General features: G+C 54.0%; 21 protein-coding genes and 10 tRNA genes. 3 read left to right on the top strand and 28 right to left on the bottom strand.

What is annotated here, in order from left to right; genetic code table 11:
• Nucleotides 1-53 precede the first annotated feature (53 nt).
• The 9 genes from OGM59_02775 to OGM59_02735 all read right to left on the bottom strand — a co-directional run bounded on the left by OGM59_02775 (nucleotide 54) and on the right by OGM59_02735 (nucleotide 12,870).
• The gene (locus tag OGM59_02775; GenBank protein UYI91403.1) at nucleotides 54-980 is read right to left on the bottom strand and encodes an exonuclease domain-containing protein; all 927 of its coding nucleotides are present in this window, start codon (nucleotides 978-980) and stop codon (nucleotides 54-56) included.
• A gap of 76 nt (nucleotides 981-1,056) precedes the next feature.
• Nucleotides 1,057-1,308 (bottom strand): preprotein translocase subunit SecG, encoded by a 252-nt coding sequence (secG, locus tag OGM59_02770; GenBank protein UYI91402.1) that lies wholly within the window; start codon nucleotides 1,306-1,308, stop codon nucleotides 1,057-1,059.
• Between the two features lie 247 nt (nucleotides 1,309-1,555).
• A complete protein-coding gene (locus tag OGM59_02765; protein ID UYI91401.1) occupies nucleotides 1,556-3,793 on the bottom strand; it encodes a DNA topoisomerase (ATP-hydrolyzing) subunit A in 2,238 nt (745 codons plus the stop codon).
• Nucleotides 3,794-3,806: 13 nt separating this feature from the next.
• On the bottom strand, nucleotides 3,807-5,792 hold the full coding sequence (locus OGM59_02760) for a toprim domain-containing protein (protein UYI91400.1): 1,986 nt from the start codon (nucleotides 5,790-5,792) through the stop codon (nucleotides 3,807-3,809).
• A 111-nt stretch (nucleotides 5,793-5,903) separates the two neighbouring features.
• On the bottom strand, nucleotides 5,904-7,928 hold the full coding sequence (ftsH, locus tag OGM59_02755; protein UYI91748.1) for an ATP-dependent zinc metalloprotease FtsH: 2,025 nt from the start codon (nucleotides 7,926-7,928) through the stop codon (nucleotides 5,904-5,906).
• Between the two features lie 12 nt (nucleotides 7,929-7,940).
• A complete protein-coding gene (gene tilS, locus OGM59_02750) occupies nucleotides 7,941-9,248 on the bottom strand; it encodes a tRNA lysidine(34) synthetase TilS (protein ID UYI91399.1) in 1,308 nt (435 codons plus the stop codon).
• Complete coding sequence (gene dnaB, locus OGM59_02745; protein UYI91398.1) at nucleotides 9,238-10,611, bottom strand: replicative DNA helicase; 1,374 nt, start codon at nucleotides 10,609-10,611, stop codon at nucleotides 9,238-9,240. Before dnaB ends, tilS begins: the two co-directional genes overlap by 11 nt.
• A 32-nt stretch (nucleotides 10,612-10,643) precedes the next feature.
• A complete protein-coding gene (gene rplI / locus OGM59_02740; GenBank protein UYI91397.1) occupies nucleotides 10,644-11,087 on the bottom strand; it encodes a 50S ribosomal protein L9 in 444 nt (147 codons plus the stop codon).
• A gap of 10 nt (nucleotides 11,088-11,097) precedes the next feature.
• Entirely contained in the window at nucleotides 11,098-12,870 is a 1,773-nt protein-coding gene (locus tag OGM59_02735) for a ribonuclease J (GenBank protein UYI91396.1), read from the bottom strand.
• A 170-nt stretch (nucleotides 12,871-13,040) separates the two neighbouring features.
• Here OGM59_02735 and rnhA point away from each other — a divergent pair, with 170 nt between their 5' ends.
• Nucleotides 13,041-13,478: a ribonuclease HI gene (gene rnhA / locus OGM59_02730; GenBank protein ID UYI91395.1), complete on the top strand. Its 438-nt coding sequence runs from the start codon at nucleotides 13,041-13,043 to the stop codon at nucleotides 13,476-13,478.
• A gap of 77 nt (nucleotides 13,479-13,555) precedes the next feature.
• On the opposite strand, the gene OGM59_02725 is transcribed toward rnhA, so the two are convergent.
• The 9 genes from OGM59_02725 to OGM59_02685 all read right to left on the bottom strand — a co-directional run bounded on the left by OGM59_02725 (nucleotide 13,556) and on the right by OGM59_02685 (nucleotide 21,311).
• Entirely contained in the window at nucleotides 13,556-14,986 is a 1,431-nt protein-coding gene (locus tag OGM59_02725) for a VanW family protein (GenBank protein UYI91394.1), read from the bottom strand.
• 20 nt (nucleotides 14,987-15,006) lie between these two features.
• Nucleotides 15,007-15,708, bottom strand: a complete 702-nt coding sequence (locus OGM59_02720; GenBank protein UYI91393.1) for an L-ribulose-5-phosphate 4-epimerase — start codon at nucleotides 15,706-15,708, stop codon at nucleotides 15,007-15,009.
• 6 nt (nucleotides 15,709-15,714) lie between these two features.
• On the bottom strand, nucleotides 15,715-17,322 hold the full coding sequence (locus tag OGM59_02715) for an FGGY-family carbohydrate kinase (protein UYI91392.1): 1,608 nt from the start codon (nucleotides 17,320-17,322) through the stop codon (nucleotides 15,715-15,717).
• A gap of 127 nt (nucleotides 17,323-17,449) precedes the next feature.
• Complete coding sequence (locus OGM59_02710; GenBank protein UYI91747.1) at nucleotides 17,450-18,745, bottom strand: hemolysin family protein; 1,296 nt, start codon at nucleotides 18,743-18,745, stop codon at nucleotides 17,450-17,452.
• Nucleotides 18,746-18,937: 192 nt separating this feature from the next.
• Entirely contained in the window at nucleotides 18,938-19,621 is a 684-nt protein-coding gene (locus OGM59_02705) for a double zinc ribbon domain-containing protein (protein ID UYI91391.1), read from the bottom strand.
• Nucleotides 19,618-20,058 carry a helix-hairpin-helix domain-containing protein gene (locus OGM59_02700; protein ID UYI91390.1) on the bottom strand — a complete coding sequence of 147 codons (441 nt, stop codon included), beginning with the start codon at nucleotides 20,056-20,058 and terminating at the stop codon, nucleotides 19,618-19,620. Before OGM59_02700 ends, OGM59_02705 begins: the two co-directional genes overlap by 4 nt.
• A gap of 33 nt (nucleotides 20,059-20,091) precedes the next feature.
• Nucleotides 20,092-21,090: an acyltransferase gene (locus OGM59_02695; protein UYI91389.1), complete on the bottom strand. Its 999-nt coding sequence runs from the start codon at nucleotides 21,088-21,090 to the stop codon at nucleotides 20,092-20,094.
• A gap of 60 nt (nucleotides 21,091-21,150) precedes the next feature.
• A tRNA-Val gene (locus OGM59_02690) sits at nucleotides 21,151-21,227 on the bottom strand.
• A gap of 10 nt (nucleotides 21,228-21,237) precedes the next feature.
• A tRNA-Gly gene (locus OGM59_02685) sits at nucleotides 21,238-21,311 on the bottom strand.
• A gap of 177 nt (nucleotides 21,312-21,488) precedes the next feature.
• Here OGM59_02685 and OGM59_02680 point away from each other — a divergent pair.
• A tRNA-Ser gene (locus OGM59_02680) sits at nucleotides 21,489-21,577 on the top strand.
• Between the two features lie 76 nt (nucleotides 21,578-21,653).
• Nucleotides 21,654-21,744 (top strand) — tRNA-Ser (locus tag OGM59_02675).
• Nucleotides 21,745-22,136: 392 nt separating this feature from the next.
• On the opposite strand, the gene OGM59_02670 is transcribed toward OGM59_02675, so the two are convergent.
• The 10 genes from OGM59_02670 to OGM59_02625 all read right to left on the bottom strand — a co-directional run bounded on the left by OGM59_02670 (nucleotide 22,137) and on the right by OGM59_02625 (nucleotide 26,268).
• Nucleotides 22,137-22,211: transfer RNA gene (locus tag OGM59_02670), tRNA-Cys, on the bottom strand.
• A gap of 40 nt (nucleotides 22,212-22,251) precedes the next feature.
• Nucleotides 22,252-22,327 (bottom strand) — tRNA-Gly (locus tag OGM59_02665).
• A gap of 5 nt (nucleotides 22,328-22,332) precedes the next feature.
• A tRNA-Phe gene (locus OGM59_02660) sits at nucleotides 22,333-22,408 on the bottom strand.
• Between the two features lie 5 nt (nucleotides 22,409-22,413).
• A tRNA-Asp gene (locus OGM59_02655) sits at nucleotides 22,414-22,490 on the bottom strand.
• Between the two features lie 5 nt (nucleotides 22,491-22,495).
• Nucleotides 22,496-22,571, bottom strand: a tRNA-Val gene (locus OGM59_02650).
• Nucleotides 22,572-22,644: 73 nt separating this feature from the next.
• Nucleotides 22,645-23,523 (bottom strand): Hsp33 family molecular chaperone HslO, encoded by an 879-nt coding sequence (gene hslO, locus OGM59_02645; GenBank protein ID UYI91388.1) that lies wholly within the window; start codon nucleotides 23,521-23,523, stop codon nucleotides 22,645-22,647.
• Between the two features lie 4 nt (nucleotides 23,524-23,527).
• Nucleotides 23,528-24,259: a methyltransferase domain-containing protein gene (locus OGM59_02640; protein UYI91387.1), complete on the bottom strand. Its 732-nt coding sequence runs from the start codon at nucleotides 24,257-24,259 to the stop codon at nucleotides 23,528-23,530.
• Nucleotides 24,243-24,557, bottom strand: a complete 315-nt coding sequence (locus tag OGM59_02635; GenBank protein ID UYI91386.1) for a YerC/YecD family TrpR-related protein — start codon at nucleotides 24,555-24,557, stop codon at nucleotides 24,243-24,245. The genes OGM59_02640 and OGM59_02635 overlap by 17 nt, the downstream gene beginning before the upstream one ends.
• A 103-nt stretch (nucleotides 24,558-24,660) precedes the next feature.
• Nucleotides 24,661-25,992 (bottom strand): sodium-dependent transporter, encoded by a 1,332-nt coding sequence (locus OGM59_02630; protein UYI91385.1) that lies wholly within the window; start codon nucleotides 25,990-25,992, stop codon nucleotides 24,661-24,663.
• Between the two features lie 191 nt (nucleotides 25,993-26,183).
• Nucleotides 26,184-26,268, bottom strand: a tRNA-Leu gene (locus OGM59_02625).
• Between the last annotated feature and the right edge of the window lie 46 nt (nucleotides 26,269-26,314).

Below are 26,314 nucleotides of genomic sequence, written 5' to 3'. Positions count from 1 at the left end.
TTTTAATAATTATACTACAAAGATTAAAATAAATAAAGCAAATTATGAATAAATTAAGAATTTTTTGCTTTCTTGTCGCTCTTGCTCGGTGCTTTCGTGCGGCCGTTTTCCCGATCCATGGCCCGGGAACGCTTGCGGCTCATGGGCTGCACCTTCTTGCTGATCTGCACATGATCGTACATTTGCTTGGCACGCAGCTGCACCCAATATTTGGTGCCGCAATCCCGACACTCGCCCCAATTCTTAAAGGCGTTGTTGGAAAATTCAAAGGGACGCAGCATTTGCAGTTCTTTATGGCAACGGGGGCACTGAAATTTTTGCTGTCGAAGATCGAACCCACGGCAAATGGCGTGGCGCAGGTAATAGGGCTTGTACAGCAGCCGCTCAAAATAATCCCCGGAGCAGTCACAAATATACGGCTCAAACAGTGCCGGATCATACACTTTCTTAAAACAGGCGGCGGCCACATAGCAGTCCTCCAGCGCCCGGTGCAGGTTCTCCTCCTCCACAGAGATTTGGAACTTCTCGGCACAGTGGGCCAGGCTGATCTGGTTGTTGTTAGGATTATCGGTTAAGAAGCGCATACAGTACTTTTGCGCGTCCGCATACCGCTGCATAAACGGTACATGGGCACGCTGGCTAAAATACTTGTAGTTGCCGGCCAGCACATACAGATCGCTGTCCGACCAGCTCATAAACACACAGTTGTCCGCCCCACTCCAGCGGGCAAAGTCCCGAAAAGCCTCCTCAAAAGGAATGCCGTTTTGCTTCACCTCATCCGGGGTAATGTGGGTCAGATCCTTAAACCGACCGGTAAGCCGCTTAGATACCTTGGGCAGAATCAGCTGCTTAAAAGTATCTACAATTTGCAGCCGTTCATCCAGCATCACAGCGCCGATCTCTATGATCTCGTTCATACCGGTCTGCGCCTTATAGTTGTAGGCATTATTCCATTCTAAATCAAAAATTACAAAGTTCATGTTCGTTCTCGTTCATTCATTGGGGTGACTGCAAAAAAAATAACCTTGCACGCGGCAAGGTTATCTTTGCGTTTGCTTATCCGACAAACAGGAAGATGAGAAATGCAGCAAGCACAATCACAAAGAAAGCCACGATCAGCCATTTTGTGATTTTTTCTAACTTAGCCTCAATCGTTCTGCCCTTGGATTTGCCCAAAAAGGTCTCTGCACCGCCGGCGATAGCACCGGACAGGTTCTGGGAACGACCCTCCTGCATCAATACAACGATAGTTATAATAATCGACGCCAAAATCAGCACTGCGCCGAAAACATAATGATACCAAAGCATGAAAACTTCCTCCGCTCATAATTTACTTCAGCATTATAGCATAGCACTACGAGAAATGCAACCCCTTTTTACCAACAATTTACTGGCATACAAAGGCGCGGCGGCACGCACACTATAAACGGCAACAAAGAGAGTGCGTTTGCCTTTGCTGCCTCCGCTGCCTTGCAGCGGGTTTACATAGGGCGTTTGCCGCCGGTTTTTACAGGTCGATGGAAGATCGACCCGTTTTTTATGCAATCACGCCGGATCAAAAGGTCAGCTGCTCGCCAATGTCCGCCGCCGAGGGCAGTGCGCCCGCTGCCGGCAGATTTTTGGCACGGTAGCGCCAGGGCTTTTCAAACTCGCCTTCTTTGTACAGGTACATACCGGTGACCTTTTTATTTTTCTTTAAGGTCATGGCAGAAATACCGATGGTGTCCTTCGTGGATTTGGCCAGCACGCCGCCGGTATTCAGCAGCAGCTTGCGCCCGCTGTCAGAGCACAGCACCACTTCCGTATCCTCCGGAATATACATAGCCGCCGCCAAGGGTGACTTGGCGGAATAAGCATTCAAGAGCTTCTTGCGGTTGGTCTTGGTCTGGTAGGCAGCCACATCCACTTTGGCGAACTTGCCGTTCTCAAAGGCAAAGAGCATATAGCCCTTATATTCGTGGAGCAGCGCCATGTATACCGGCTGCTCGTCCTCTTCCATTTCCAATTTACCGGCCACATACTCGCCAAGCTGGGACGCTTTGCCGTCCTCAAAGTCAGATAAGCGGGACTTGTACACCTGGTGGTGGTTGGTAAAGAACAGCAGTTCGTCCCTGTTGGAGGCTTCCTCCTCCCGGAGCATGGTGTCCCCCTCCTTGAGCTTTTGCTCGCCGCTCAAGCGCAGGTTGGCGGTCTTGATCTTCTTCAAATACCCCTCGGCAGAAAGGAACACAGTCACCGGGTAGTCCGGTACCTCCTGCTCCGTCTCCGGCGCAGCCTCCTGCACATCGTAAAGAATTTCCGAACGGCGGCCGGTGTCGTACTTCTGGGCTACCGCCTGCAACTCACCCACGATTACTTTTTTCATCTTGTTTTGGCTGGAGAGCACTTCCTCCAGCTGGGCGATCTCATTCTCCAAATTCTCAATATCTTGAATGCGCTTAAGGATATACTCCCGATTCAAGTGGCGCAGCTTGATCTCCGCCACATATTCCGCCTGGGTCTCGTCAATACCAAAGCCGATCATCAAATTGGGCACCACATCGACCTCTGCCTTGGTCTCCCGGACGATCTTAATCGCCTTATCAATATCCAACAGAATCTTGGACAGACCCTTGAGCAAATGCAGCTGGTCCCGCTTTTTGTTCAGCATAAAGGTCAGGCGGCGGCGCACACATTCCAGGCGGAAGTCGATCCACGCCATCAACAGCTCCCGTACGCCGTAGACCTTGGGTTTGCCGTCCACCAATACATTGAAGTTGCAGCTGAAGCTGTCCTCTAAGGGCGTCATCTTGTAAAGCCGCAGCATCAGGTCGTCTGCATGCACACCCCGCTTTAGGTCAATGGTGATCTTCAGACCGGTCAGATCCGTTTCGTCTCGAATATCGCTGATCTCCCGCACTTTGTTGGTCTTGACCAGCTCCACGATCTTGTCAATGATCGCTTCGGCGGTGGTGGTTGGCGGAATCTCCGTTACATCAATGCAGTTGTATTTTTTGTCATAGGTGTACTTGGCACGCACCCGCACAGAACCGCGGCCGGTGTCGTAAATTTTGTCCAGCTCCGGCTTATTATAGAGAATATAGCCGCCGCCTACAAAATCCGGCGCCAGTAGGGTGTCTGCGATTACATGCGCAGGGTTTTTGATCAGGGCAATGGTGGTGTCGCACACTTCCTTTAAGTTAAAAGAAGCGATGGATGAGGCCATACCTACGGCGATACCGGTGGTCACATTACAGAGAATGGACGGAAAGGTCACCGGCAGCAAAGTCGGCTCTTTCATGGTGTTGTCATAGTTGTCTACAAAGTCCACCGTGTCCTTGTTAATGTCGTCAAACAGCTCCCGGCAGATGGGCGCCAGCTTAGCCTCTGTGTAACGAGAGGCAGCGTACATCATATTTTTGCTGTAAGCTTTACCGAAGTTACCTTTAGACTCCACATAGGGATACAGCAGGCTCTCATTGCCCCGGGACAGGCGGATCATGGTGTCATAAATGGCCGCGTCCCCGTGAGGGTTCAGCTGCATGGTGCGCCCTACAATGTTGGCGCTCTTAATAAAGCCGCCGGTAAGCAGCTTCATATTGTACATCGTGTAAAGCAGCTTGCGGTGGGAGGGCTTAAAGCCGTCGATCTCCGGCAAGGCGCGGGAGAGGATCACGCTCATGGCGTAAGGCATATAGTTGCTCTTCAAGGTGTCCACAATGGGCTCCGTCTGCACGGTGCCGGCACCTTTGATATGCACATTTTCGTCCAGCTTCCCGGCAACCGGGCGCTGGTCCTTTTTCTTCTTTGGCAATGCACGCCCCTCCTTAGCTTACATCTGCGGCGTCCAGATACAGGTAGCCGTAGTCTGCAATATATTCTTTACGACCCTCCAGGTTGTCTCCCAGCAGCAGGTCAAAGAACTTGGAGGTCTCCTCTGCATCCGACGGAGTCACCTGGATAATGCGGCGGGTGGCCGGGTTCATGGTGGTCAGAGCCATCATCTCTGCCTCGTTTTCACCAAGACCTTTGGACCGCTGCACGGTATAGGGCGCGTCGCCGATCTCTGCCTTGATCTGGTCCATCTCCACTTCATTGTAGGCAAAATAGGTCTGGCCCTTGCAGGTCACCTCGTACAGCGGAGACTCGGCGATATACACCTTGCCTGCCTGGATCAGCTTGGGCATCAGGCGATAGATCATCGTCAAAATCAAGGTACGAATCTGAAAACCGTCCACATCCGCATCGGTGCAAATAAGCACTTTGTTCCACCGCAGGTTGTCCATATCAAAGGCGGACAGGTCCTTGGCAGCCTTGGAGCGCACTTCCACGCCGCAGCCCAGCACCTTGATCAGGTCGGTAATAATGTCGTTCTTAAAGATTTTATCATACTCGGACTTTAAGCAGTTGAGGATCTTGCCGCGCACCGGGATCACCGCCTGGAACCGGGCGTCCCGGGCCTGCTTGCAGGCACCCAATGCAGAGTCGCCCTCTACAATAAACACCTCTCGCTCGCTTACATCCTTGGAGCGGCAGTCCACAAACTTTTGAATGCGGTTGGTCATGTCCATCTTGGACTGCAAGGTGGTTTTTAAGGTTTTGCGGGTGTTCTCCGCCTTTACCCGGGCGCGCATATTTACCAGCACCTGGTTGGCGATCTTCTCCGCCTCCATCTTGTTCTCAATAAAGTACACTTCCAGGGATCTGCGGAAGAAGTCGGTCATAGCCTCCTGAATAAACTTATTGGTGATCGCCTTTTTGGTTTGGTTCTCGTAAGAAGTGTTGGTGGAGAAGGAGGACACCACAAAGATCACGCAGTCCTCCACATCCTGAATATTGATCTGACCATCTGATTTGGCGTACTTGTTATTGGCTTTCAGATAGGCATTGATCTGGCTCACAAAGGCACTGCGAAAGGCCTTTTCCGGCGAGCCGCCGTGCTCCAAAAAGCTGGAGTTGTGGTAATACTCTTTCAGCTGGGTTTTCAGCGAAAAGCACACCGCAGCCTTGATCTTCAACTTATAGTCATTAAGATCCGCACGGTCGCGGCCCACCCGCTCACACTCCCAGTATTGGGGAGTAGTAAAAGCGGTGTCCCCTGCCAGCTCCGCCACATAGTCCTGAATACCGTTTTGGTAACAAAATTCGGTGGTGTTGAACTTACCGCCGGCGGTCTCCTCCTTGAGCACAAAGTGCACGCCGTCATTAACAATGGCCTGGCGCTTCATCGTGGATACGAACCAATCTCGGGGAATGTTAATATCCGTAAACACCTGAATATCCGGCTTCCAGCGAATGCGGGAGCCGGTATCGCGCTTGTGGTACGGCTCCTTGTGCAGGCCGCCGATGTTCTCGCCCTTTTCAAAATGCAGGGTGTAGCAGTAGCCGTCCCGGTGAATTTCCGCGTCCATATATTCCGACGCATACTGGGTGGCGCAAAGCCCCAGGCCGTTGAGGCCCAGGGAGAACTCATAACTGCCTGCGCCGCCGGCGTTATCATATTTGGACCCGGCGTACATCTCGCAAAACAGCAGCTCCCAGTTCTCTCGCTGTTCGTTCTTGTTGTAATCCACAGGAATACCGCTGCCAAAGTCCTGCACCTCATAGGAGCCGTCCAGGTAGCGGGTCACCACGATCCGATTGCCGCGCCCCTCTCTGGCCTCGTCTATGGAGTTGCTCATAATTTCAAAGATGGAATGCTCACAGCCCTCTAACCCGTCCGAGCCGAAAATCACAGCCGGGCGCTTTCGCACACGGTCTGCACCACGCAGGGACTTAATGCTTTCGTTGCCGTAGGTGGCTTTTTTCGCCATGCTTTTCCCTCCGATAAATTGTCTTTAGTCGTTGATATTATACAATATCTTGTGGAAATGTCAAGAAATGAAAAAAGACAGCTACCGGTAAGTAACTGTCTTTTCTTGGGGTTATCGGTCGGATTTAGGTGTTTCCGGTGCAGGGTCTGCCGGGGCATTTTCCGCTTCCGCTGCCGGTGCGTCTCCGCCCTCCTGCGCAGGCTCCGGGGCTGTGTCCGCAGCAGTCTGTGTTTCTGCCGCAGGGGCTTCCGGTTCTTCTGTGGGTTGGGCTTCCGGTTCGTCCAGCTTGCCGTTTTCCATCAGCTGGGCAAACATCTCGCCGGTAAGCTTCTCTTTTTGCAGCAGGGTCTCCGCCACCAGCTCCAGCTTCTCGTAATGGGTCTTTAAGATCTCTTCCGTCTGGCTGTAAGCGTGACGCATCATCCGCTCAATCTCTGCGTCAATCTTGGCAGAGGTTGCCTCGCTGTAATTGTTTACATGGCCAAAGTCCTTGCCAAGGAATACCTCGTCGTTCTCATCGCTGAATACAGCTGGACCCAGTACCTCGCTCATGCCGTACTTGGCCACCATGTCCCGACAAATTTGGGTAGCGCGCTGCAAGTCGTTGGATGCGCCGGTAGAAATATCCCCCAGCGCCAACGCCTCGGCCACACGGCCGCCCAACATGGAGATCAGGTCGTCCAGCATCTCCTTTTTGGAATTGTAATTTTCCTCTTGCGGGGTGTACCATGTGTAGCCGCCGGCACCCAGACCCCGGGGAATAATGGAAATTTCCTTCACCGGGTCGTGGCCCTCTACATAGTAGGCTGCCACAGCGTGACCCGCCTCGTGGTAAGCGGTCAGGCGCTTGGCCTTCTTGGAATATTTATGGCTCTTTTTCTCCGTGCCCATTTGCACACGGGAGGAGGCGTCGTTAATTTCCGCCATAGTCAGGGCTTTCTTCTTGCGGCGCACAGCCAGCAAAGCAGCCTCGTTGAGCAGATTTTCCAAGTCTGCACCGGTAAAGCCGATGGTGTCCTTAGCCACTTCTTTCAAATCCACATCCGGACCCAGAGGCTTGTTGCGGGAATGAACTTTCAAAATATCCTCACGGCCCTGTGCATCCGGTCGATTCACGGTAATTTGACGGTCAAAACGACCGGGGCGCAGCAGCGCCGGATCCAGTACATCCGGCCGGTTGGTGGCAGCCATCACGATAATACCGCTGTTGGTGCCAAAGCCGTCCATCTCTACCAACAACTGGTTCAAGGTCTGCTCCCGCTCATCATTACCGCCGCCGGTGCCGGCACCTCTGTGACGGCCCACAGCATCAATCTCATCAATAAATACAATGGCCGGTGCCTTCTTCTTGGCCTGCTCAAACAGGTCGCGCACACGAGAAGCACCCACGCCCACATACATCTCTACAAAGTCAGAGCCGGAAATGGACAAAAACGGTGCGCCGGCCTCACCGGCCACAGCACGGGCCAGCAAAGTTTTACCGGTACCGGGAGGACCCACCAGCAGCACGCCGCGGGGAATACGGGCGCCCAGTGCGGTAAAGCTGTCCGGGTTCTTTAAGAACTCCACAATCTCCTCCAGCTCGCCCTTTTCCTCATCACAACCGGCCACATCCTGAAATGTGGTCTTGCGCTTTTCGTCCTCCACCAAGGTCTTGGCGCGGATCTTGCCAAAGCCCAGCGTCTTGTTGGTGTCGTTCATCATGGCGTTGTTCATCCGCCGGAACGCATAGAACCCAAGACCCACAATAGCAATGAGCATAATAAGCGACGGCAGCATACTGGTGAACCAGTTGCCGGAAGCGCCCTTTTTGTAGTTATAAGTAATGCGGTTCTTATTATTGGTCTGCTTGGCGTTATACGCGTCTACATTATCCTTCACATCATCCAAAAAGAGCGACACATTGGGCACGGTGTAGCGTTGCTCCTTCTCCGGGTCCTTAAAGGTCTTGTAGGTCAGTGCGCCGCTGGACAGATCCAGGGAAAAGTCCTTCACCTGGTTCTCTTCAAACATCTGCACCACTTGGGAGTATTGCACCTCTGTGCCGGATTGGTTAGAAGACAAATACCATACTGCCCCGATCAAAAGCACCGGGATCAAGATATAAAACAGAATGGACTTCCAATTTTTTGCCATATTATTCATCTATCAGTCCTCCGTATGGGAAACTACATAAAGCACGCTCCGGGTGGTGGCGTCCACCCCGACGCGCTGATCGCAGCAGCAGCCTGCCACGGCGATGATCCCCGAATCGTCCTCCGCCACCAGGGGCAGAGCGCGCCGACTGTGGGGCACGCGGTATTCGCAATAGAGCTTCTTCAGCGATTTGCTGCACCCGCGACCGGCGGGAGAAATGCGATCCCCTGCCTGCCGCTGCCGAAAGCGAACACTGCCTGTTATTTTATCATAGTCGCAATAAAAATCAATTTTTATTTGCGATAATTCACGAATCGTTAAAAATTCCGCAACAGATACCACGATTTGTTCATAAGCAATTGCTGCCGCCGGTGGCGCACCTGCCGCTTCCAGAGTCAGCACCCCACGCTGTACATGGGCAAATCCGCCGGGCAGCTGCAGCCGTCCGCCGGACGCAAGCAACTCGTCCAACTGTGCCAAGTGGAAGGCATCCACGCTAAACCGGTTTTGCTCTAAAAGCGCCGTCAGTGCCCGTCGGCGTAACGGCAGCGGTGCGGCATTAAGTACCGCCGTTTGCAAACCGTTTAAAGTTCTTGCCGCCTGTAAAAGTTCGGCAGTCTGCGCCTGCAAGTAGGCTTCATCCGCTTGCAAATTCTGCAAGGTACGGGCAGCATTTTGCATAAAGCCCGGGTGCACCCGGTCAAAATCCGGCACCAGCGTATGGCGAATGGCATTGCGGCTGTACCGCTCATCGGCGTTACTCTCATCGATCCGATAGTCGATATGCAGCGCCGTGCATGCCGAGCGCACTTCCTCTCCGGTGCAGTCCAGCAACGGACGAATAATCTTGCCCCGCACCGGCGCAATACCGGTGAGTCCTCGCAACCCGGTGCCCCGAGCCAAGCGAAACAGCATGGTCTCCACAGAATCCGAAAGCGTATGTGCCGTGGCGATCCGATCACAGTCCAGCGACTGAAAAAAGGCGTACCGCGCTTGCCGGGCATACGCCTCAACGCCCATACCGGCAGCCTTGGCCTCTCCGGGTGCGTCGATTGCTTTTTCAAAATAAGACAAATGCTGCCGGGCGCAAAAATCCCGCACAAAGGCAGCGTCCGCCCGGGAGCTTTCGCCCCGAATGCCGTGCTCCACATGGGCAACGGTGATCTTCAGCTGCCACCGTTCCCTGCGGCTGAGCAGGTAGTGAAGCAATAACATGGAGTCCGCCCCACCGGACACTGCTGCCACCACCCGGTCCTCCGGGCACAGCATATTGTGTTCCGTTACCGTCCGGTCAATCCGGTCAAACAAATCAGAATGCATTGGCTGTCTTGTCCACCGCACGGAAGCGGGTGAATTCCTTATCAAAGGTCATCTCAATGGTGCCGGTAGCGCCGTGGCGGTTCTTGGCCACGATCAGCTCCGTATGGTTCTCGTCGATGTCGTCCTGCTTGTCCTCATCCACCTCGCTGCGATAGTAGTCCTCACGGTAGAGGAACATCACAATATCTGCGTCCTGCTCAATGGAGCCGGACTCTCGCAGGTCGGACAGCTGGGGCTTATGGCTCTTGCCGCGCCCCTCGGTACTACGGGCCAACTGGGCACAGCAGATCACCGGGATCATCAGGTCCTTAGCCAACATTTTCAGCTGGCGGGTAATCTCGGACACCTCCTGCACACGGTTTTCCTTGCGGGTGGCAGATTTGATCAAGCCCAGATAGTCGATCATAATCACATCCACATCTTTCATGCGCCGCACCCGGGACTTGATCTCCGGCACGGTGATAGAAGAAGTATCATCTAAATACAACTCTACATCATTAAACTGACCGGCAGCATTGCCCAGGCGCACCCACTCGTCGTTGTCCAACTCGCCGGTGCGCAGCTTATGACTGGGCACACCGGCCTGGGACGCCAGCAAACGCTCTGCCAGCTGCTCCTTGGTCATCTCCAAGCTAAAGAACACGCACTTTTTGCGCGCCATCATGGACACATTGGATGCCAGGTTCAGGGCAAAACTGGTCTTACCCATAGCCGGGCGGGCGCCGATCAAGATAAAGTCCGACTTATTTAGGCCGGTAATGTAAGTATCCAGCAGACCGAAGCCGGTGGGAATGCCCTTATATTTTTCTTTGTCCTCGCCGGTGAGCTTGCCCAGGCGGTCATACACGCCGTTGACGATCACCTCGCTGACCTTGGTGGGGCCGCCGGTGTCCTTACCCTGTCGAATATCATAGATCTTCTGCTCTGCCGCATCTAAGATAGAGGAGGCGTCGCCCTCACCGCTGGCCGCATCGTCCATGATCTCCCGAGCCGTTTGGATCAGGGTTCGAAGATAAAACTGCTCCTTCACGATCTTGGCATAGCTGGCTACATTGGCCGTAGAAGGCACACTGTTTGCCAGCTGCACCAGGTATTCCCTGCCGCCTGCCACATCGTAATGTCCCTCTTTGGCCAGCACATCGGCAATCAGTACCGGGTCAATATTGGCCTGAGAAGAGGTGTACATGGACAGCATGGCGCCAAAGATGGCTCGGTGCTGAGGCAGATAAAAGCTCTCTGCCTTCAGGTGCATCAGCACCTCCTCCATACAGCCGGAATTCAGCAGAATACAGCCCAATACGCTTTGTTCCGCCTCTAAATTGTACGGCAGCGCCACGCCGCCGGTCGTTGTTGCTTCCGCCATTTTCATCACCGTTTATGTTGTTTGGATTTCTCTTATGCCTCGGTCACCTGTACAAGGATCTTTGCCGTAATCCCGGCATAGACTTTCACTTCTGCCTGTACGGTACCAAAAGTCTTAATGTCATCCATCACGATCTTGCGCTTGTCGATCTCCACGCCCAGATCCTTTTTGATCTGCGCCGCCACATCCTTAGAGGTGACAGAGCCGAACAGCTTGCCGTTGGCACCGGCCTTGGCTTTCAGCTGAAAGGTCTTGCCCTCCAGCTTCTGTGCGTCGGCGGTGGCTGCTTTCACTTCCTCAGCTTTGTGGAATTTCTTGGCCGTTTCCTTAGAGTTAAACTCGTTCATAGCGGTGGCATTGGCCTCTACCGCCAACCCCTTGGGAAAGAGAAAGTTGCGGGCGTAGCCGTCCGAGGCATTTACTAAATCGCCTTTTTTACCCAGCGCTTTTACATCTTGTTTCAAAATGACTTTCATACGCTTCTCCTTAAATCTCCATCAAAATGGGCAGCACCATGGGGCTGCGCTTGGTCTTTTCATACATCAGGTGGGAGATTTCATCCCGCAGCTTGGACTTAACGGTGTTCCAATCCCGACCCTTCACATCGTAGTAATCGTAGATCACATGGCAAGCCAGGTCGCGGGCCTTGTTCATCAGGTCTTCGTTCTCCTTCACATAGACAAACCCGCGGGACACTACATCCGGGCCGCTGACCACATCGCCGGTCTCCGCATCCAAAGTGGCCACCACAATGATAATGCCGTCCTGGGACAGATGCTTACGGTCGTTCAAAACAATATTGCCCACATCGCCCACGCCTAAGCCGTCTACATACACTTCGCCGGCAGGCACAGTCTCGATCTGCTTCATCTCCGTCTTGCTTAGAGAGATTTTTTCGCCGATATTGCCCAGGTAAATGTGCTTCATATCATAGCCCATGGACATAGCCAGCCCGGCGTGCTTTTGCAGGTGCTTTTGCTCGCCGTGCACGGGAATGAAATACTGAGGCTTAACAATACCCATCATCAATTTCAGCTCTTCCTGACAGGCGTGGCCGCTGACATGCACCTCGTACATCTTTTCGTAGATCACCTCTACATTGTGCTTCATCAGCTCGTTGACCACATTGCCCACCATCTTCTCGTTGCCGGGAATGGGCGTGGCAGAAATGATCACATAGTCGTTGGGGCCGATATTCACCTTGCGGTGCTCGCCAAAGGCAATCCGAGTCAAGGCGGACATGGGCTCGCCCTGGCTGCCGGTGGTAATAATCACCAGTTTATCATCCGGGTAACGCTTAATGGCGTCAATGGGAATGAGAATATTCTCCGGCACATTCAGGTAACCCAGATCCTGGCCCACCTGAACCAAATTTTCCAAGCTACGGCCGGTCACGGCCACCTTACGCCCTCTGGACTGGGCCACATCAATAATCTGCTGTACGCGGTGGATATTGGAAGCAAAGGTCGCCACCACAATGCGCTTATTGTGTGCCTTGCGGAACAGCTGCTCAAAGCTCTCGCCCACCTTGCGCTCGCTCATGGTATAGCCGGGGCGCTCTGCATTTGTGGAATCGGAAAGCAGTGCCAAAACGCCCTTTTTGCCATACTCGGCGAAGCGAGCCAGATCGATCATATCTCCGTCTACCGGAGTGGTGTCAATCTTAAAGTCGCCGGTTTGGATAATCACACCTGCCGGGCAGCGGATGGCAAGACCTACCGCGTCCGGAATGGAGTGGTTCACATGGATAAATTCAATATTAAAGGCACCCAGAGTGATGTTGTCCCGGGGGCGAATTTCCACCAGCTTGGCCTTGTTCAGCAGGCCGTGCTCCTTGAGCTTGCCCTGGATCAGGCCGATGGTCAGCTTAGTGGCATAGATGGGCACGTTGATCCGCTTGAGCAGGAATGCCAGGCCGCCGATATGGTCCTCGTGGCCGTGGGTCACCAATACGCCCTTGATTTTGTGTCTGTTTTTTTCTACATAGGTAAAATCCGGGATCACCAAGTCCACGCCCGGCAGATCCGATGTAGGGAATGCCAGACCGCAGTCCACAATGAACATATCGTCCTTGTATTCATATAGCGTCATGTTCTTGCCGATCTCATTCATACCGCCTAAAAATGCAATATGAACAGACTCCTCCGGCTTTTTCTGCCGCGGAGCGCCTTTCTTTACCGGTCTGCGGTATGTGTAGCGCTTCTTGGAATTCCGTTTTCCGGAAGCAGCCTTACCGTCAGACTTATTCTGATTGATCATTCGATTTGATTCCTCCTGTTAAATATAGTTTTCCGAACATCACAAATTGCATATATCATAAAATAAATAACGCCAAATGTCAAGTGGCCCCGGACCGGTGTACGGATTTTGCCACGCTGTATTGATTATTGCCACAAAGCGTGCTAAAATATCCCGGCGAGGTAATATTTATGAAAAAAGTGAGCATTTATACCGACGGCGCCTGCTCCGGCAACCCGGGCAAAGGTGGCTGGGGCGCTGTACTGGTGTATAACGGTACGGAAAAAGAAATGAGCGGCTTTGAAGCGGAAACCACCAACAACCGTATGGAACTGACGGCGGTGATCCGCGCCCTGGCAGCCTTGCGAGAGTCTTGCCTGGTGAGCCTGACCACCGACTCCAAATATGTGTGCGATGCGGTAACCAAGGGCTGGGTCTACGGCTGGCAGCGCAAGGGCTGGCGCAAGGCAGACGGCAAACCGGCACTGAATGTTGACCTGTGGCAGCAGCTGCTGCCCCTGTTGCAGACCCACACCGTCACCTTTAACTGGGTCAAGGGTCACGCCGGCCACCCCTATAATGAGCGGTGCGATGCCTTGGCGGTGCAGGAATACACCAAACACAAATAATCGCATCCCTATTCTACTACGAACAGGCGGACGAAAAAACGGCTATACCGACGAAAAATCGGTATAGCCGTTTTCTATTAGTATTTAGACTTGGCAGTGTAATTCACCTTGCCGCCTACATACCGGCGCAAGGTAAAGTTTTTGCCGCGCTGGCTCACTTTCAGGCTCACCTTTTTGGGCTTTGCCTCCTTGCTGGTGTAGAACTTGCAGGAGATGGTACCGTCCTTTACGCTCATTTTGATCTTAATGGGCATACCGGTATTGTTCTTCCAACGAAAGTCCTGAGAGCCCCACATAATGGCTGCGTCCCGACCCAGGGGCACATAGGTAACCCGCTGGCTGTGCTGGTGCCGCTCCACAATAGACACATTGGCAAGCAGTGCGGTATTAAACATGGTGGAAGCCACCTGGCAGATACCGCCGCCAACGCCCATAACCGTGCCGCTGCCGCTGAACACATAGGCCTCTTTATAACCACGGCTCTTGGTGCGCTTACCGACAACTTTATTAAAGGAAAAGGTCTGTCCCGGCTGGATCACGGTGCCGTCAATGGCCTTGCTGGCAATGCGCAGATTGGTGGTGCGGTTCTTATTGTTCACATACTTGGAAGAATAGCTGGCATACAGGTTGGAGTAGCTGGAGCTGGTCACCTTGCTGTAACTGCCGTTGTACACCTTGTTGGGAAAGGACAGGTACGCCCGCACCTGGGCATAGTATGTACTGCCCTTTTTGATTTTTTTGATGGTAGTGGAAGTGGCGGAGGACTTGGTGATCTTCACCGTCTTAACGCCCTTTTTCATCTTCTTATCCGTGCTGTAACGCACTTCATAACCGGAGCAGGTTACCTTGTTCCACCGGATCTTCAAATTCGTGCCGGACTTGGTCACGCTCTTCATGGACACAGTGGAGGGACGGGTGCCGGTATTCAGTACCGCGCTAAGGGGACCGGCATAGGAGCCGTCCTTTTTGCCGCAGGCAGCAATCTTGAAGTAGTATTTTTTACCGGCAGACAGCTTGCTGATTTTGGCCTTGGTGCCGCTGACAGTGGCAACCTTGCTGTAATTGCCGTTCGCAGAAGTAGACTGATACACCCGATACACGGCAGCGCCGGGTACCTGCTTCCAGTTAATTGTAATGGTGGTGGTGGTCCGGCTGGTGGACATACCGGTCACCCGACCGGGCAGAATCTTAAAGCTGCGGCTCACTACGCCGGTATAATCACCAGTGCCGGTCAACTTCACCTGGGCGGTGCCGCAGGCAGTATTGGCGCTGTACTGCACCTTGTAATCCTGCCCCTGGACCAGGGCAATATCGTTATACCGCACCTTCACCGTGGGGCGCAGAGCCTTACCGGTGTAGGTAGTAGAAGCGTACTGCAAGGTCACTGTGCAGTCCCGCAGGTCCACGGGGGTCGGCTCCTCTCCCTCTGCCGCAAAGGCAGACACCGTACCCAGGGAGCAGGCAATGAGCATTAGTAGGCTCAAGGTCAGGCTAAACAGTTTTTTCATAAGAACTCTCCTCTTTTCTGTTATTTTTTCTGTCCGTAATAAGCATTGGCGCCGTGCTTGCGCAGATAATGCTTATCCAGCAGGTAAGATTCAATTCCAATGGGCCGCTCCCCGGCAATGCGCTCGGTGCGACTGGCCATTTTGGCGATTTCTTCCAAGATCAGCGCGTTCTCCACAGAGGCGGCCGCGCTCTTGCCCCAGGTAAAGGGGCCGTGGCGCTGCACCAGCACACCGGGGAACGCCCCCGGGTCCAGTCCGCGCCGGTGGAACTCCTCCACGATCACCCCACCGGTATTGGCCTCATACGCCGTGTTGACCTCATCCTCCGTCAGACCACGGGCACAGGGTATGTCGCCGTAGGCAAAATCCGCGTGGGTAGTGCCGTAGGCCGGTATGTCCCGCCCGGCTTGCGCCCACGCACAGGCCCAGGAAGAATGGGTGTGGGTAATGCCCCCGATCTCCGGGAACGCCTTATATAACGCCAAATGGGTGGGGGTGTCGGACGAGGGATTCAACTCCCCTTCTACCCGGTTGCCGGCCAGGTCCATGACCACCATATCCGCCGGGGTCAATTCACTATATGGCACGCCGGATGGTTTTATGACAAACAACCCCTGTTCCCGGTCGATGGCCGACACATTGCCCCAGGTGAGCACCACCAAATTGTAGCGCACCAGATCCATATTGGCTTGGTAAACTTGTTCTTTTAATGCTTCTAACATCTGCTTTTATTCTCCCTCTGCCGCCCGGCGCTCTAAGTCCAGGGCTGCGTGGAATGCTTGCATATAGGCGTCAAAATCCGCCACATCCTGCGCCGTAGGCTCCACCGTCACCGTTTGACAGCAGGCAAACACCTGCCGCTCCAAGAAGGCAGCCAAACGCTCTCCGTTCTGCCGCTGCAGCATATATGCCGCCAGCAGTGCCATACCCCAGGGGCCGCCGGAACCGGCTGTCTCCATCACAGTAACCGGCGCCGCCAAAGCGGCGGCCAGCAGCCGCTGCCCCACCTGCGGGGTGGTAAAGAACCCGCCGTGGCCGTAAATTCGCTGCAAGGGCACCTGCTCGTCCCGAGTCAGAATATCCATACCCACTTTCAGCGCCGCCAAGGCACCGCACAGGTTGCTGCGCGTCAGATTGGGCCAATTCACCGTGCTGTCTGCCCGACGCACCGTCAACGGTCGCCCGGCGTCCAAATTCAAAATACTCTCGCCGGAGGTGTAGCCGTAGGTAACAATCCCGTCACAGTCCGGCGCACCGTCCACAGCGCTGTTAAACAAAAAATCATAGATCTTGCCGTCCGGCACAGGCTGCCCCATAGCAGCGGCAAAATCCCGCAGCAAACCGGCAATCACATTCACCTGGGACGAACAGTTATTGGCGTGCACCATTGCCACCGGGTGACCGCAAGGGGTGGTAACCATATCAATTTCCCGGTGCACCCGGGCAAGAGGCCGATCCAAAACCACCATAGCAAAAACAGAAGTGCCGGCAGACACATTCCCGGTGCCGGGCGCTACGCTGTTGGTGGCCACCATACCGGTGCCCGCGTCCCCCTCCGGGGGACAAAAGACCGCGCCGGGCTGCAAGGTACCGCTGGGATCCAGCAGCGCCGCCCCTGCCGGGGTCAGGGTGCCTGCGGGCGTACCCACCGGCAAAATCTCCGGCAGCAAATCCGCCAAAGTCCAAGGGTAGTGATCCTCTGCCACCAGCCGGTCAAAGGCTGCCAGCATTTTTGCGTCATACTGCCCGGTAGCCGGGTCTATGGGGAACATACCGGCGGCATCGCCCACACCCAATACCCGCCGACCGGTGAGCAAATAATGCACATACCCGGCCAAGGTATTCATGGATGAAAGCTGCTGCAAATGCGACTCTCCGTCCAGCACGCACTGGTACAAATGGGCCACACTCCACCGCAGGGGAATATTAAAGTTGAACAGCGCCGTCAGCTTTTCCGCCGCAGCGCCTGTATTGGTGTTGCGCCAGGTACGAAAGGGCACCAGCAGCCGATCGCTACTGTCAAAGGCCAAATAGCCGTGCATCATGGCACTGATCCCCGCCCCTGCCAGATGGGTCAGATCCGCGCCGCAAACCGCCTTTACATCTGCTGCCAAGGCGGCATAGCAGTCCTGCATACCGGCGATTATAGCTTCCTGGCTGTAAGACCACAAACCGTCCACCATTTGATTCTCCCACAGGTGGTGACCCTGGGCAATGATCCGATTATGCGCATCCAGCAGCACCGCCTTAATGCGGGTGGAGCCGAACTCCATACCCAATACGGCCTTGCCTGCGGTCACAGTTTGTGCGATCTCCTTTTGTCTGGCGATATCCATAGGCAGCTCCTTCATCTTTTCTGTCTTAATTTTACAGTATTCCCCTATTATTTGCAATACGCACGCAGCAGAAAAATCAAAAAAAATACGGCAAACTGTTCGTACAGCTTGCCGCACTTTTTGTGCATTATTCCTGTGGCTGCGCCTCATCTTTTTCCTTGAGCGTCAAAATACAGGAAGCCACCGTGTGCTTACGCACATCCAGCACCTGAATTTCCAGGTCCTCCGTCTCCACATCAAACTTGCTGCCATCCTTGGGAATGGTGCAGTACAGGCCGAAAATGTAGCCGCTGAGAGTTTCGTAAGTATCCACCGGCAGCTCCAGCCCGGTCAACTCCGCCACATCGTCCAGGGACACGCCACCCTTGATCTTCCAGGAGCGGTCAGTCAGAGGCACCACATCCGGCTGGGCGTTGGGCAGCTCCTGGTCGTTATCCAGGTCGCCTACCAGCTGTTCCAGCAGGTCGTTCATGGTGATAATACCCACGGTACCGCCGTACTCGTCCAGCACCACGGCAAAGTGGTTGTGGCTCTTTTGCATCAGTTCAAAGAGCACGTCGATCTTCATGGTCTCCGGCACATAAATAGGCTGCACAAAAGCGTCCTTTGTCACCGCAGCGCGGGTCTTGTCGGCAATACGGAAGAACTTTTTGGAATCCAGCACGGCCACCACATTATCGATAGAGCCCTTGAACACCGGGTACAGACTATGGGTACTGGCGGAGATCACTTTCTCCCAGGTGGTCACATCGTCGTCAATATCCAGCGCCTGAATATCCTTGCGATGGGTAGAAAACTCGCCGGCGTCCTTGTCGTCAAACTCAAAAACATTGACAATCATCTTCTGCTCGGTCTTGTCAAAAATACCCTTTTGACCGCCCACATCTACCAGCATACGGATCTCTTCTTCCGACACCTCTTCATCGTCCCCATTGGGGTCAATGCGCAGAATGCGCAGCACCAGGTTGGTAGAGGAAGTGAGCAACCACACCAGCGGGGCAAAGAATTTAGAGGACACATAGATCAGCCCGGACACACCCAGGGAGATCTGCTGGGTCTTTTTCATTGCCACCCGCTTGGGCACCAGTTCGCCAAATACCAGCGTCACATAAGACAGAATGATGGTAATGACGATCACGGCAATGGTATTCAGCGTGCTTTCTTTGATCTGCACGCCCAGATCATCCACCAACCAGCGCACAATCACATCGGAGAAGTTGTCCGCCGCAAAGGCGCTGCCCAAAAAGCCGGACAGGGTAATGGCGATCTGAATGGTAGCGAGAAAGCCCGCCGGTTTTTCCGTCAGCTTACGCAGCCGCTTCGCTCTGCGGTTGCCGTCCTCCGCCAGCTTTTCCAGCTTCAACTCGTTCATAGAAACGATAGCGATCTCCGCGCTGGCAAAAACGGCGTTGACCGCAATCAAAATAACCTGAATAAAAAGTTGCCACCCAAGGGGTATGTCCAAAGAGAATTCCTCCAGTTAATAAATAATCTAAAATTTATGGTTAAACAACCAAATTTACTTCACTATATCAAATCCGGCGCAGATTGTCAATGCAAATCGTACCGGCCGCCCGACTGCACGGCAAGCCGCGCCTTTTGCGCATGATCCGAACTACGCAATAGCCACCGTTGCCGCATATACCGCCTTGGCGCCGTGCATACGCAGCATTTTGGCGCATTCGTTCAGCGTAGCGCCGGTGGTCTTTACATCGTCAATAAGCAGGACGGTCTTGTTCCATAGCGCGCTGTCGTCGATCACCGCATACGCGCCGTACACATTCACCCGCCGACTGCGGGCGTTCTGCTTGCGTTGCGCCGGATTGTTGCGCACCTTCTCCAGCAGATCCGCATAGGGAATGTGCAACGCCCCTGCCACTCGGCGGGCCAGCAGTTCCGCTTGATTATAGCCGCGTTTTCTGCGGCGGCGCCTGCCCAAAGGCACAGCTGCCACATAGTCAAAGGCCACATCGGCGAAATCCACGCGCACAGCGGCAGCTATACAGTCGCCCATATAATCCGCCAGCATGGGAAAATCATAAAACTTCAAGTTATGAATAGCCGTCACCAAGCTGTCCCGATACACAAAGGGCGCGGTGACCCCGGCGTATTCATGGTGCTTACCCTTGCAGGTACAGTCTTTCTTGGAACGACCGCACAGCAGGCACTTGGGCCGGGCAATGGGACGCACCTTTTGGCACTCCGGGCAAAGGGTTTCATCCAGCGCCACCACCGTGCCGCACAGAGCGCAACGACGGGGAAAGAACCACCGCAGCACCCGCTCCAGCGCCGGGTTCATACGGTCAGGTACGGTGCGATCTTGGCATACAGCCCGTCACCGATACCGCGAATATCTTTGATCTGTTCCACAGAAGTATATTTGCCAATCTGCTCCCGATAGGCCAAAATCGCCGCCGCTCTTTGGTCACCGATACCTTGAATGGCGGTCAATTCCTCAAAAGTAGCCGTGTTCAGGTTCACCGGGTAACTGACTGTGCCTGCGTTGCCGGAAGCGGCGGTTTGTGCAGCCGTTGCCGTGCTGCTTGCAGCGGATCGACCAACGGTGGCGGCAGCCGACCCCGTCGTGGTACCGGACTGCACCGCCGTCGTCGGTGTTTCAACCAGCACGCCGGAGGAGATCTTCGGCTGGGATAAACCGAGATACAGGCACAGCCCTGCCAATAAAAACAGCGCCACGCCCACCATCACCAGGCTTTGGCCCTTCTCACTTTTCATATTGCTTCCTCTTCTCTCTTTTCACACGCTCGGTCAAGCCATCACTTGCCGGCTTTTTCGTTTATTCCAAAGGCCCTTAAGCCACAACCAGATTCCCGCAGCCAGCAGTGCCAGCGCCAAGGTCAGTACCGGCAACAGCCAATCTGCCGCCATGCCGCGCACACCCCACCAGGGCAGCAGCTGCCGCTGGGCCAGGTTCCGCAGCGCCGGGTGCAAAATGTAGATCGCCAACGCAGACCCCTCGGCGTACAGCACAAAGGGATTTTCCCAGGTGCAAGTCACATTCTGGGCCAGCAAAAACAAGCTGACCGCAGCCACCAAAGGCCCTAAATACAAATCGGCGCTATCGTTCAAATACCGATATTCCAAAACAGACAGTACTAAGCCTACCAACACACCAAGCGCAGGCCACTTGCGACCCAGGCGCTTGATCTGCGTCTCTGCTTCCTTAAACAGCAGACCCAACGCAAAACAGGGCAAACCGGTAAACCAAGCATTTCGGCTGTACTGGGCAGCCACCTCCCGGTGGAGCATACCCACCACCACTTCACCAAGCACCAGCGGCACCAACAGCAGCAGCGGCGCCCACCGCAACCAGTGGGTTCTGTGTATTTTCATCAAAAGCAGCACCACGCCGTAGCAGTAAATCAGCGCCGGAATAAACCATAGGTGCGGCTTGGATTGCGTGTTGTTCAGCAGGAAGAACGAAACCACATTTTCCATCGCATAATGGCTCTTAAAAAAGGCCGCCGGGGTTTTGTCACTAAGCAAGAAGCAACACCAAAGCGCATAAAATCCGGCCGCCGGAACAAAAATGCGCAAAAGTCGCCGCATGCGGTGCACCAGCCGACCGGCATCCTCTCGCTGCACCGCACCGTATGTAAAATAGCCAGATACCATAAAGAAAAACGGCACCGCCCACCGGGCAAACATACGCACCGTGCCACCCACATCGCCGGGAAACGGCACATGGAGCAGCAGCACAAACAGCGCCGCTGCCCATTTGAACAGGTCAAATGTTCTGTTCCGCAAATCACATCGTCCTTTATCTGCAAATATGAAGAAACCGCCTTGCAGTGCAAGACGGTTATATGGTAGAGATAGAGGGATTCGAACCCACGACCTCTCGCATGTGAAGCGAGCGCTCTAACCAACTGAGCTATACCTCTATATTTTCCGTGGAGCAGGTGAAGGGAATCGAACCCTCGTGTTCAGCTTGGGAAGCTGACATTCTACCATTGAACTACACCTGCGCATGTGCCTGAACGGCTTTCTCATCGCGTGCAAATACTATAACACATCTGTTTGAAAATTTCAACACCCTTTTTCCATTTTTTGAAAAAACTTTTCTGCCCTGTCACAAACGGTGTTTTTTCACTTTTTTGCTTGACAAGGCCCGCCCGGGTATGCTATTATATCAAAGCACAAACGGAGAGGTACCGAAGTGGTCATAACGGAGCGGTCTTGAAAACCGTCGTGTCGCAAGGCACCGTGGGTTCGAATCCCACTCTCTCCGCCATTCGGTATCACACAAGGAGCATGGCTCTTTGATGATAAAACTTGACAGCGGTTTAGCACAAGTTACAACACAGTATGCAGAAGTACTCAAGTTGGTGACGAGGCGCCCCTGCTAAGGGCGTAGGTCGGGCAACCGGCGCGAGAGTTCGAGTCTCTCCTTCTGCGCCAAAAGGTATCAAGGATTTTCCTTGGTACCTTTTCTTTTTGTTGCAACTTCCCACCCGGGAGAGACGAGAACTCTACTGTCCATCTTTTTGCGCAGCAAAAAGGGACATAAAATGGGATCGTTCGCGCAGCGAACAGACAGGGCAGCGCCCTGTCGAGTCTCTCCTTCTGCGCCAAAAGGCACTGAGGTTTTTTCCTTAGTGTCTTTTCTTTTTGTTTGCAACTTCCCACCCGGGAGAGACGAGAACGCTACCGTCCATCTTTTTGCGCAGCACTTCCCCGCTTTCCAAATAAAAGCAGAAAATCCCGGCACAGATGTGCCGGGAAAGCAAATATAAGCAGATGAAAATGGCAAAAGAAAAAGCGGCAGGTCTCACAAAGACTTGCCGCTTTATTGGAGGCACCACCCAGATTTGAACTGGGGCATAAAGGCTTTGCAGGCCTCTGCCTTACCACTTGGCTATGGTGCCGGGAAAAGAATGGGCACAATGTAGAATACAAAGTGCCCGATGGAGCGGATTACGAGACTCGAACTCGCTACCTCCACCTTGGCAAGGTGGCGCTCTACCAGATGAGCTAAATCCGCAGATATGGTGCTTCCGGACGGAATCGAACCATCGACACGAGGATTTTCAGTCCTCTGCTCTACCGACTGAGCTACAGAAGCACAAATGGCGACCCGGAACGGGCTCGAACCGTCGACCTCCAGCGTGACAGGCTGGCGTTCTAACCAGCTGAACTACCGGGCCATCTGTGGTGGAAGTTACAGGGCTCGAACCTGTGACCCTCTGCTTGTAAGGCAGATGCTCTCCCAGCTGAGCTAAACTTCCACAAGGTGTCGCCATCAGCGACGGGTTATATAATACAATAACTTTCCCGAAAAGTCAACACCTTTTTTCAATTTTATTTGGATTTTTTTAGCAGGTCATTTAACTGCTCCGGTGTGAAGCTGTAAGTCTTGTCGCAGAAGTGGCATTCCACCTGAATATCCTCCCCTGCGTCGATCATCTGGCGCAGTTCTTCTTCCCCGGCGGTGAGCAGCGCCGTCTCCACCCGCTCCCGGTTGCAGTTGCAGCGATAGGCAATGGGATATTCGTCCAGTTTGTCAATTTTCAAGGTGCCCATAGCCTTGGCGGCAATCTCGTCTACCGTCAGCCCCTGTGCCAGCATGGTGGTCACCGGCGGGATAGAGTCAATGGCCGTCTCAATCGCAGAGATAGTCTCCTCCGGGCAGCCGGGCAACAACTGGATCAAAAAGCCGCCGGCGCACTGCACGGTCAGGTCCGGGTTCACCAGCACACCCAAGGCGCACACGGAAGGGGTCTGCTCGGACACGGCAAAATAATTGGTAATATCCTCGGCGATCTCGCCGCTGACAATGGCAGTCTGACCCACATACGGCTCCTTTAGCCCCACATCTTTCATTACATACAGATAGCCGTCCGTACCTACGGCGCCCCGCACATCCAGCTTACCCTTATCGTTCAGCGGCAGCTCCACCACCGGGTTTTGCACATACCCCCGGGGATTGCCCTTGCTGTCCGACACTGCGATCAGCGAGCCTGCCGGTCCACCGCCGTTCAGGCGCAGGGTCACGCTGTCGTCCGCGCCCTTGAGCATATCGCCCATCATAGACGCCGCCGTCAGTAGGCGGCCTAAAGCCGCTGTGGTCACGGCAGAGGTGTGGTGAATCTGCTCCGCCCGAGCGGCAATATCCGTGGTATCCGCCGCCAAAATAAAGGCGCTGCCGTCCTCTGTGATAAATCTTACGATCTTGCCCATGGCATTATTCCTTTCTCTTGCAAACATAAAACACCCGCTGGGTCTCCGGCCCGGGGGCGTCTGTGGTCAGCTCCGCATAACGACCCAAAATCTCAAATTCCGAGAGTGCCGCCGTTAGCTGCCGATAGGTATAGGCCCGCTCGATAAAGCTGTCGCTTAAGCGGTCATAACTCTCGCCGTTATAGCAAAACAGGTCGATGAGCACCCGCACTGCCGTATCGTCCAGTACCTCATTGTCCCATACCAAATAATAATCTTCTTCATCAAACACAAAGGTCTGCCCTGCCAGCACCTGCCGGTGCTTATAAACCGTATTCACATCAAACAGAAACAGCCCGCCGGGGCGTAAATTCTCCGCCACACGGCAAAAGCAATCTTCCACATCGGACAAAGCCGTTAAGTGATTGATACTGTCCAGCAAACACACGCAGGCATCAAACTGCGCCGGGGCAGAATATTCCGTCATGGACGCCCGATAAAATGCGCCTTCCGGGCACTTGCTTTGGGCGATGGTGAGCATATCCGCAGACAGATCCACCCCGGTAACCCGGTAGCCCCGCTCCAAAAGGCAGCGGCTGATACTGCCGGTGCCGCAGGCCAGATCCAGCACCTGTGCCCCCGGTTCTACCCCATATTGCAAAAAGAAGCCGGAAATGTACGCACTTCTGGCTTCATACTCCACATTTTCCGTCAGGTGGTCATAGACCTGCGCCCAGGCATCATACGGATTCATCATTGCCCTGCTCTTGCCGGTCGATCCGCTCAAAGATCTTGTCATACCCATCGCAGCCGTACTGCAAAGAGCGGTTCACCCGGCTGATGGTAGCGGTAGACGCACCGGTCTCGTTGACAATATCCGTATATACGCATTTTTCGGACAGCATCTTTGCCACCACAATGCGCTGGCTGATGGCGTTGAGCTCCTGCACGGTGCACAGATCCTCAAAGAAATCGTAACACTCCTCTACATTCTCCAGCGCCAGCACAGCCTTAAACAAAAAGTCCAAATTCTTATTATGCAAATTCAGTCCCATAATGGCCTCCAAATTGAAATCTGCAATTATTTTAGCACACTAATGCGTGATAGTAAAGACTAAAAATGCAAATTCTCCAATTTTGCGTCCACTTTATGCAACGTTAAAACGCCACATGAGCGATCAGTGCCACCCCGCACAGCAGCGCTGCCAGGGGAACATAGACAAAACGGCCCACATTATACCAAAGCACACCATGGCGTTTACCGCTGCCGGTATTCACTGCCGCCAGCAGATCGTCCTTCTTCATAATAAAGAACCAGGACACAGCACCCAGGGTGGCGCCGATGGGGATAATGTAAATCGATACCAGGTCCATCCACGGTCCCCACTTAGAGATGGTCTCCATCCCGATCCCGGCACCCAAGCACACCACCGCCAGCAGCACCAGCACCACCTTGCGGCTCAGCTTGGGGAATCGATGAAGCAGGGACTCTGCCACTGCCTCAAACATATTTTGCAGGGAGCTGACCCCGGCAAAGATCATGGCCACATAAAGAATCACCGCAAACAGACGGCCCATGGGAATGTCCTGCAAGATCTCCGGCAGGGTCACAAACAGCAGACCGGGGCCTGCCCCCACATCCAGCCCGTAAGAGAAGCACGCGGGAATAATCACCAAGGACGCCACCAGCGCCGCAATGGTATCAAACAGTGCCGTATGGCGAGCAACACCTACCACATCCTCCTCTTTGGACAAATAGGCGCCGTAAGCAATCATACCGCTACCGGTGACGGACAAGGAAAAGAAAGCCTGTCCCATGGCGCTGATCCACACTTTCGGATCTTTCAGTGCGTCCCAATGGGGCGTGAGCATAAACCGATAGCCCTCGGCAGCGCCGGGCAGCAGCGCCACACGCACCGCCAGCACCAGGAAGATAATAAAAAACAGCGGCATCATCACTTTATTGGTCTTTTCAATACTGTTGGCACCCAACAGCAGGGTCAGCAGCGTGCCCACCACCACGATTATATGGTACGGTACCACAGAAAAATCCTTTGTAGAGAAAGCCTGAAACCAGCTGGCGGTATCCACCGTCATTAGCGTGCCGGTGACCGAATCCACCAGCGCCTTGAGCACGTAGCTAACGATAACCGCATAGCCGATGGCAATGCACATAGACCCGGCCAGCGGCAGCCACCCAAGGGCACCCCCGGCCTTCTCCGCCTTGGGACTGCGGGAGCGCCAGGCGCGGGCATAAGAGCCCAGGGTGCCGGTGCCGGCCCAGCGGCCCACAGCAAATTCAGCCGGCAGCGCAATGCAGCCGAACAGCACGACAAATAATAAATAGATCAGCAAAAACGCCCCGCCGCCGTTCTGGCCCATTTTGTTGGGAAAGCCCCACACATTGGCCATACCCACGGCCGAGCCCACGGACGCTAAGATAAAGCCCCAACGGGTGCCGAAGCGCTTTGCATTCTTTGACTTAGACATATAAAAAAATCCCCCATCCTTACAGTCGGACTATCATTATACGGGATAGCCCTATCGAAAGTCAAGCAGCAAAATGCCCCATCCGGCAGAACACCACCCGGGCAGAGCACTTTGTCTATTAAAAGTTATAAAGCGAGGGGAAAACAAAAAAGAAAAGACCCTGCGGACATACATCCGTCAAGGTCTTTTCTTGGTGCGAGAGACGGGACTTGAACCCGTACGAGTCACCCCACACGCCCCTCAAACGTGCGCGTCTGCCGATTCCGCCACTCTCGCTCAACGCATAGAATTATAGCAAATACGGCAGATATTGTCAAGGGCT

It is taken from the genome of Oscillospiraceae bacterium (genome assembly GCA_025757685.1).
GTDB lineage: Bacteria > Bacillota > Clostridia > Oscillospirales > Acutalibacteraceae > CAG-217.
Note: the sequence above shows the minus strand (reverse complement) of the source record. Positions and strands in the feature narration are given on the sequence as shown.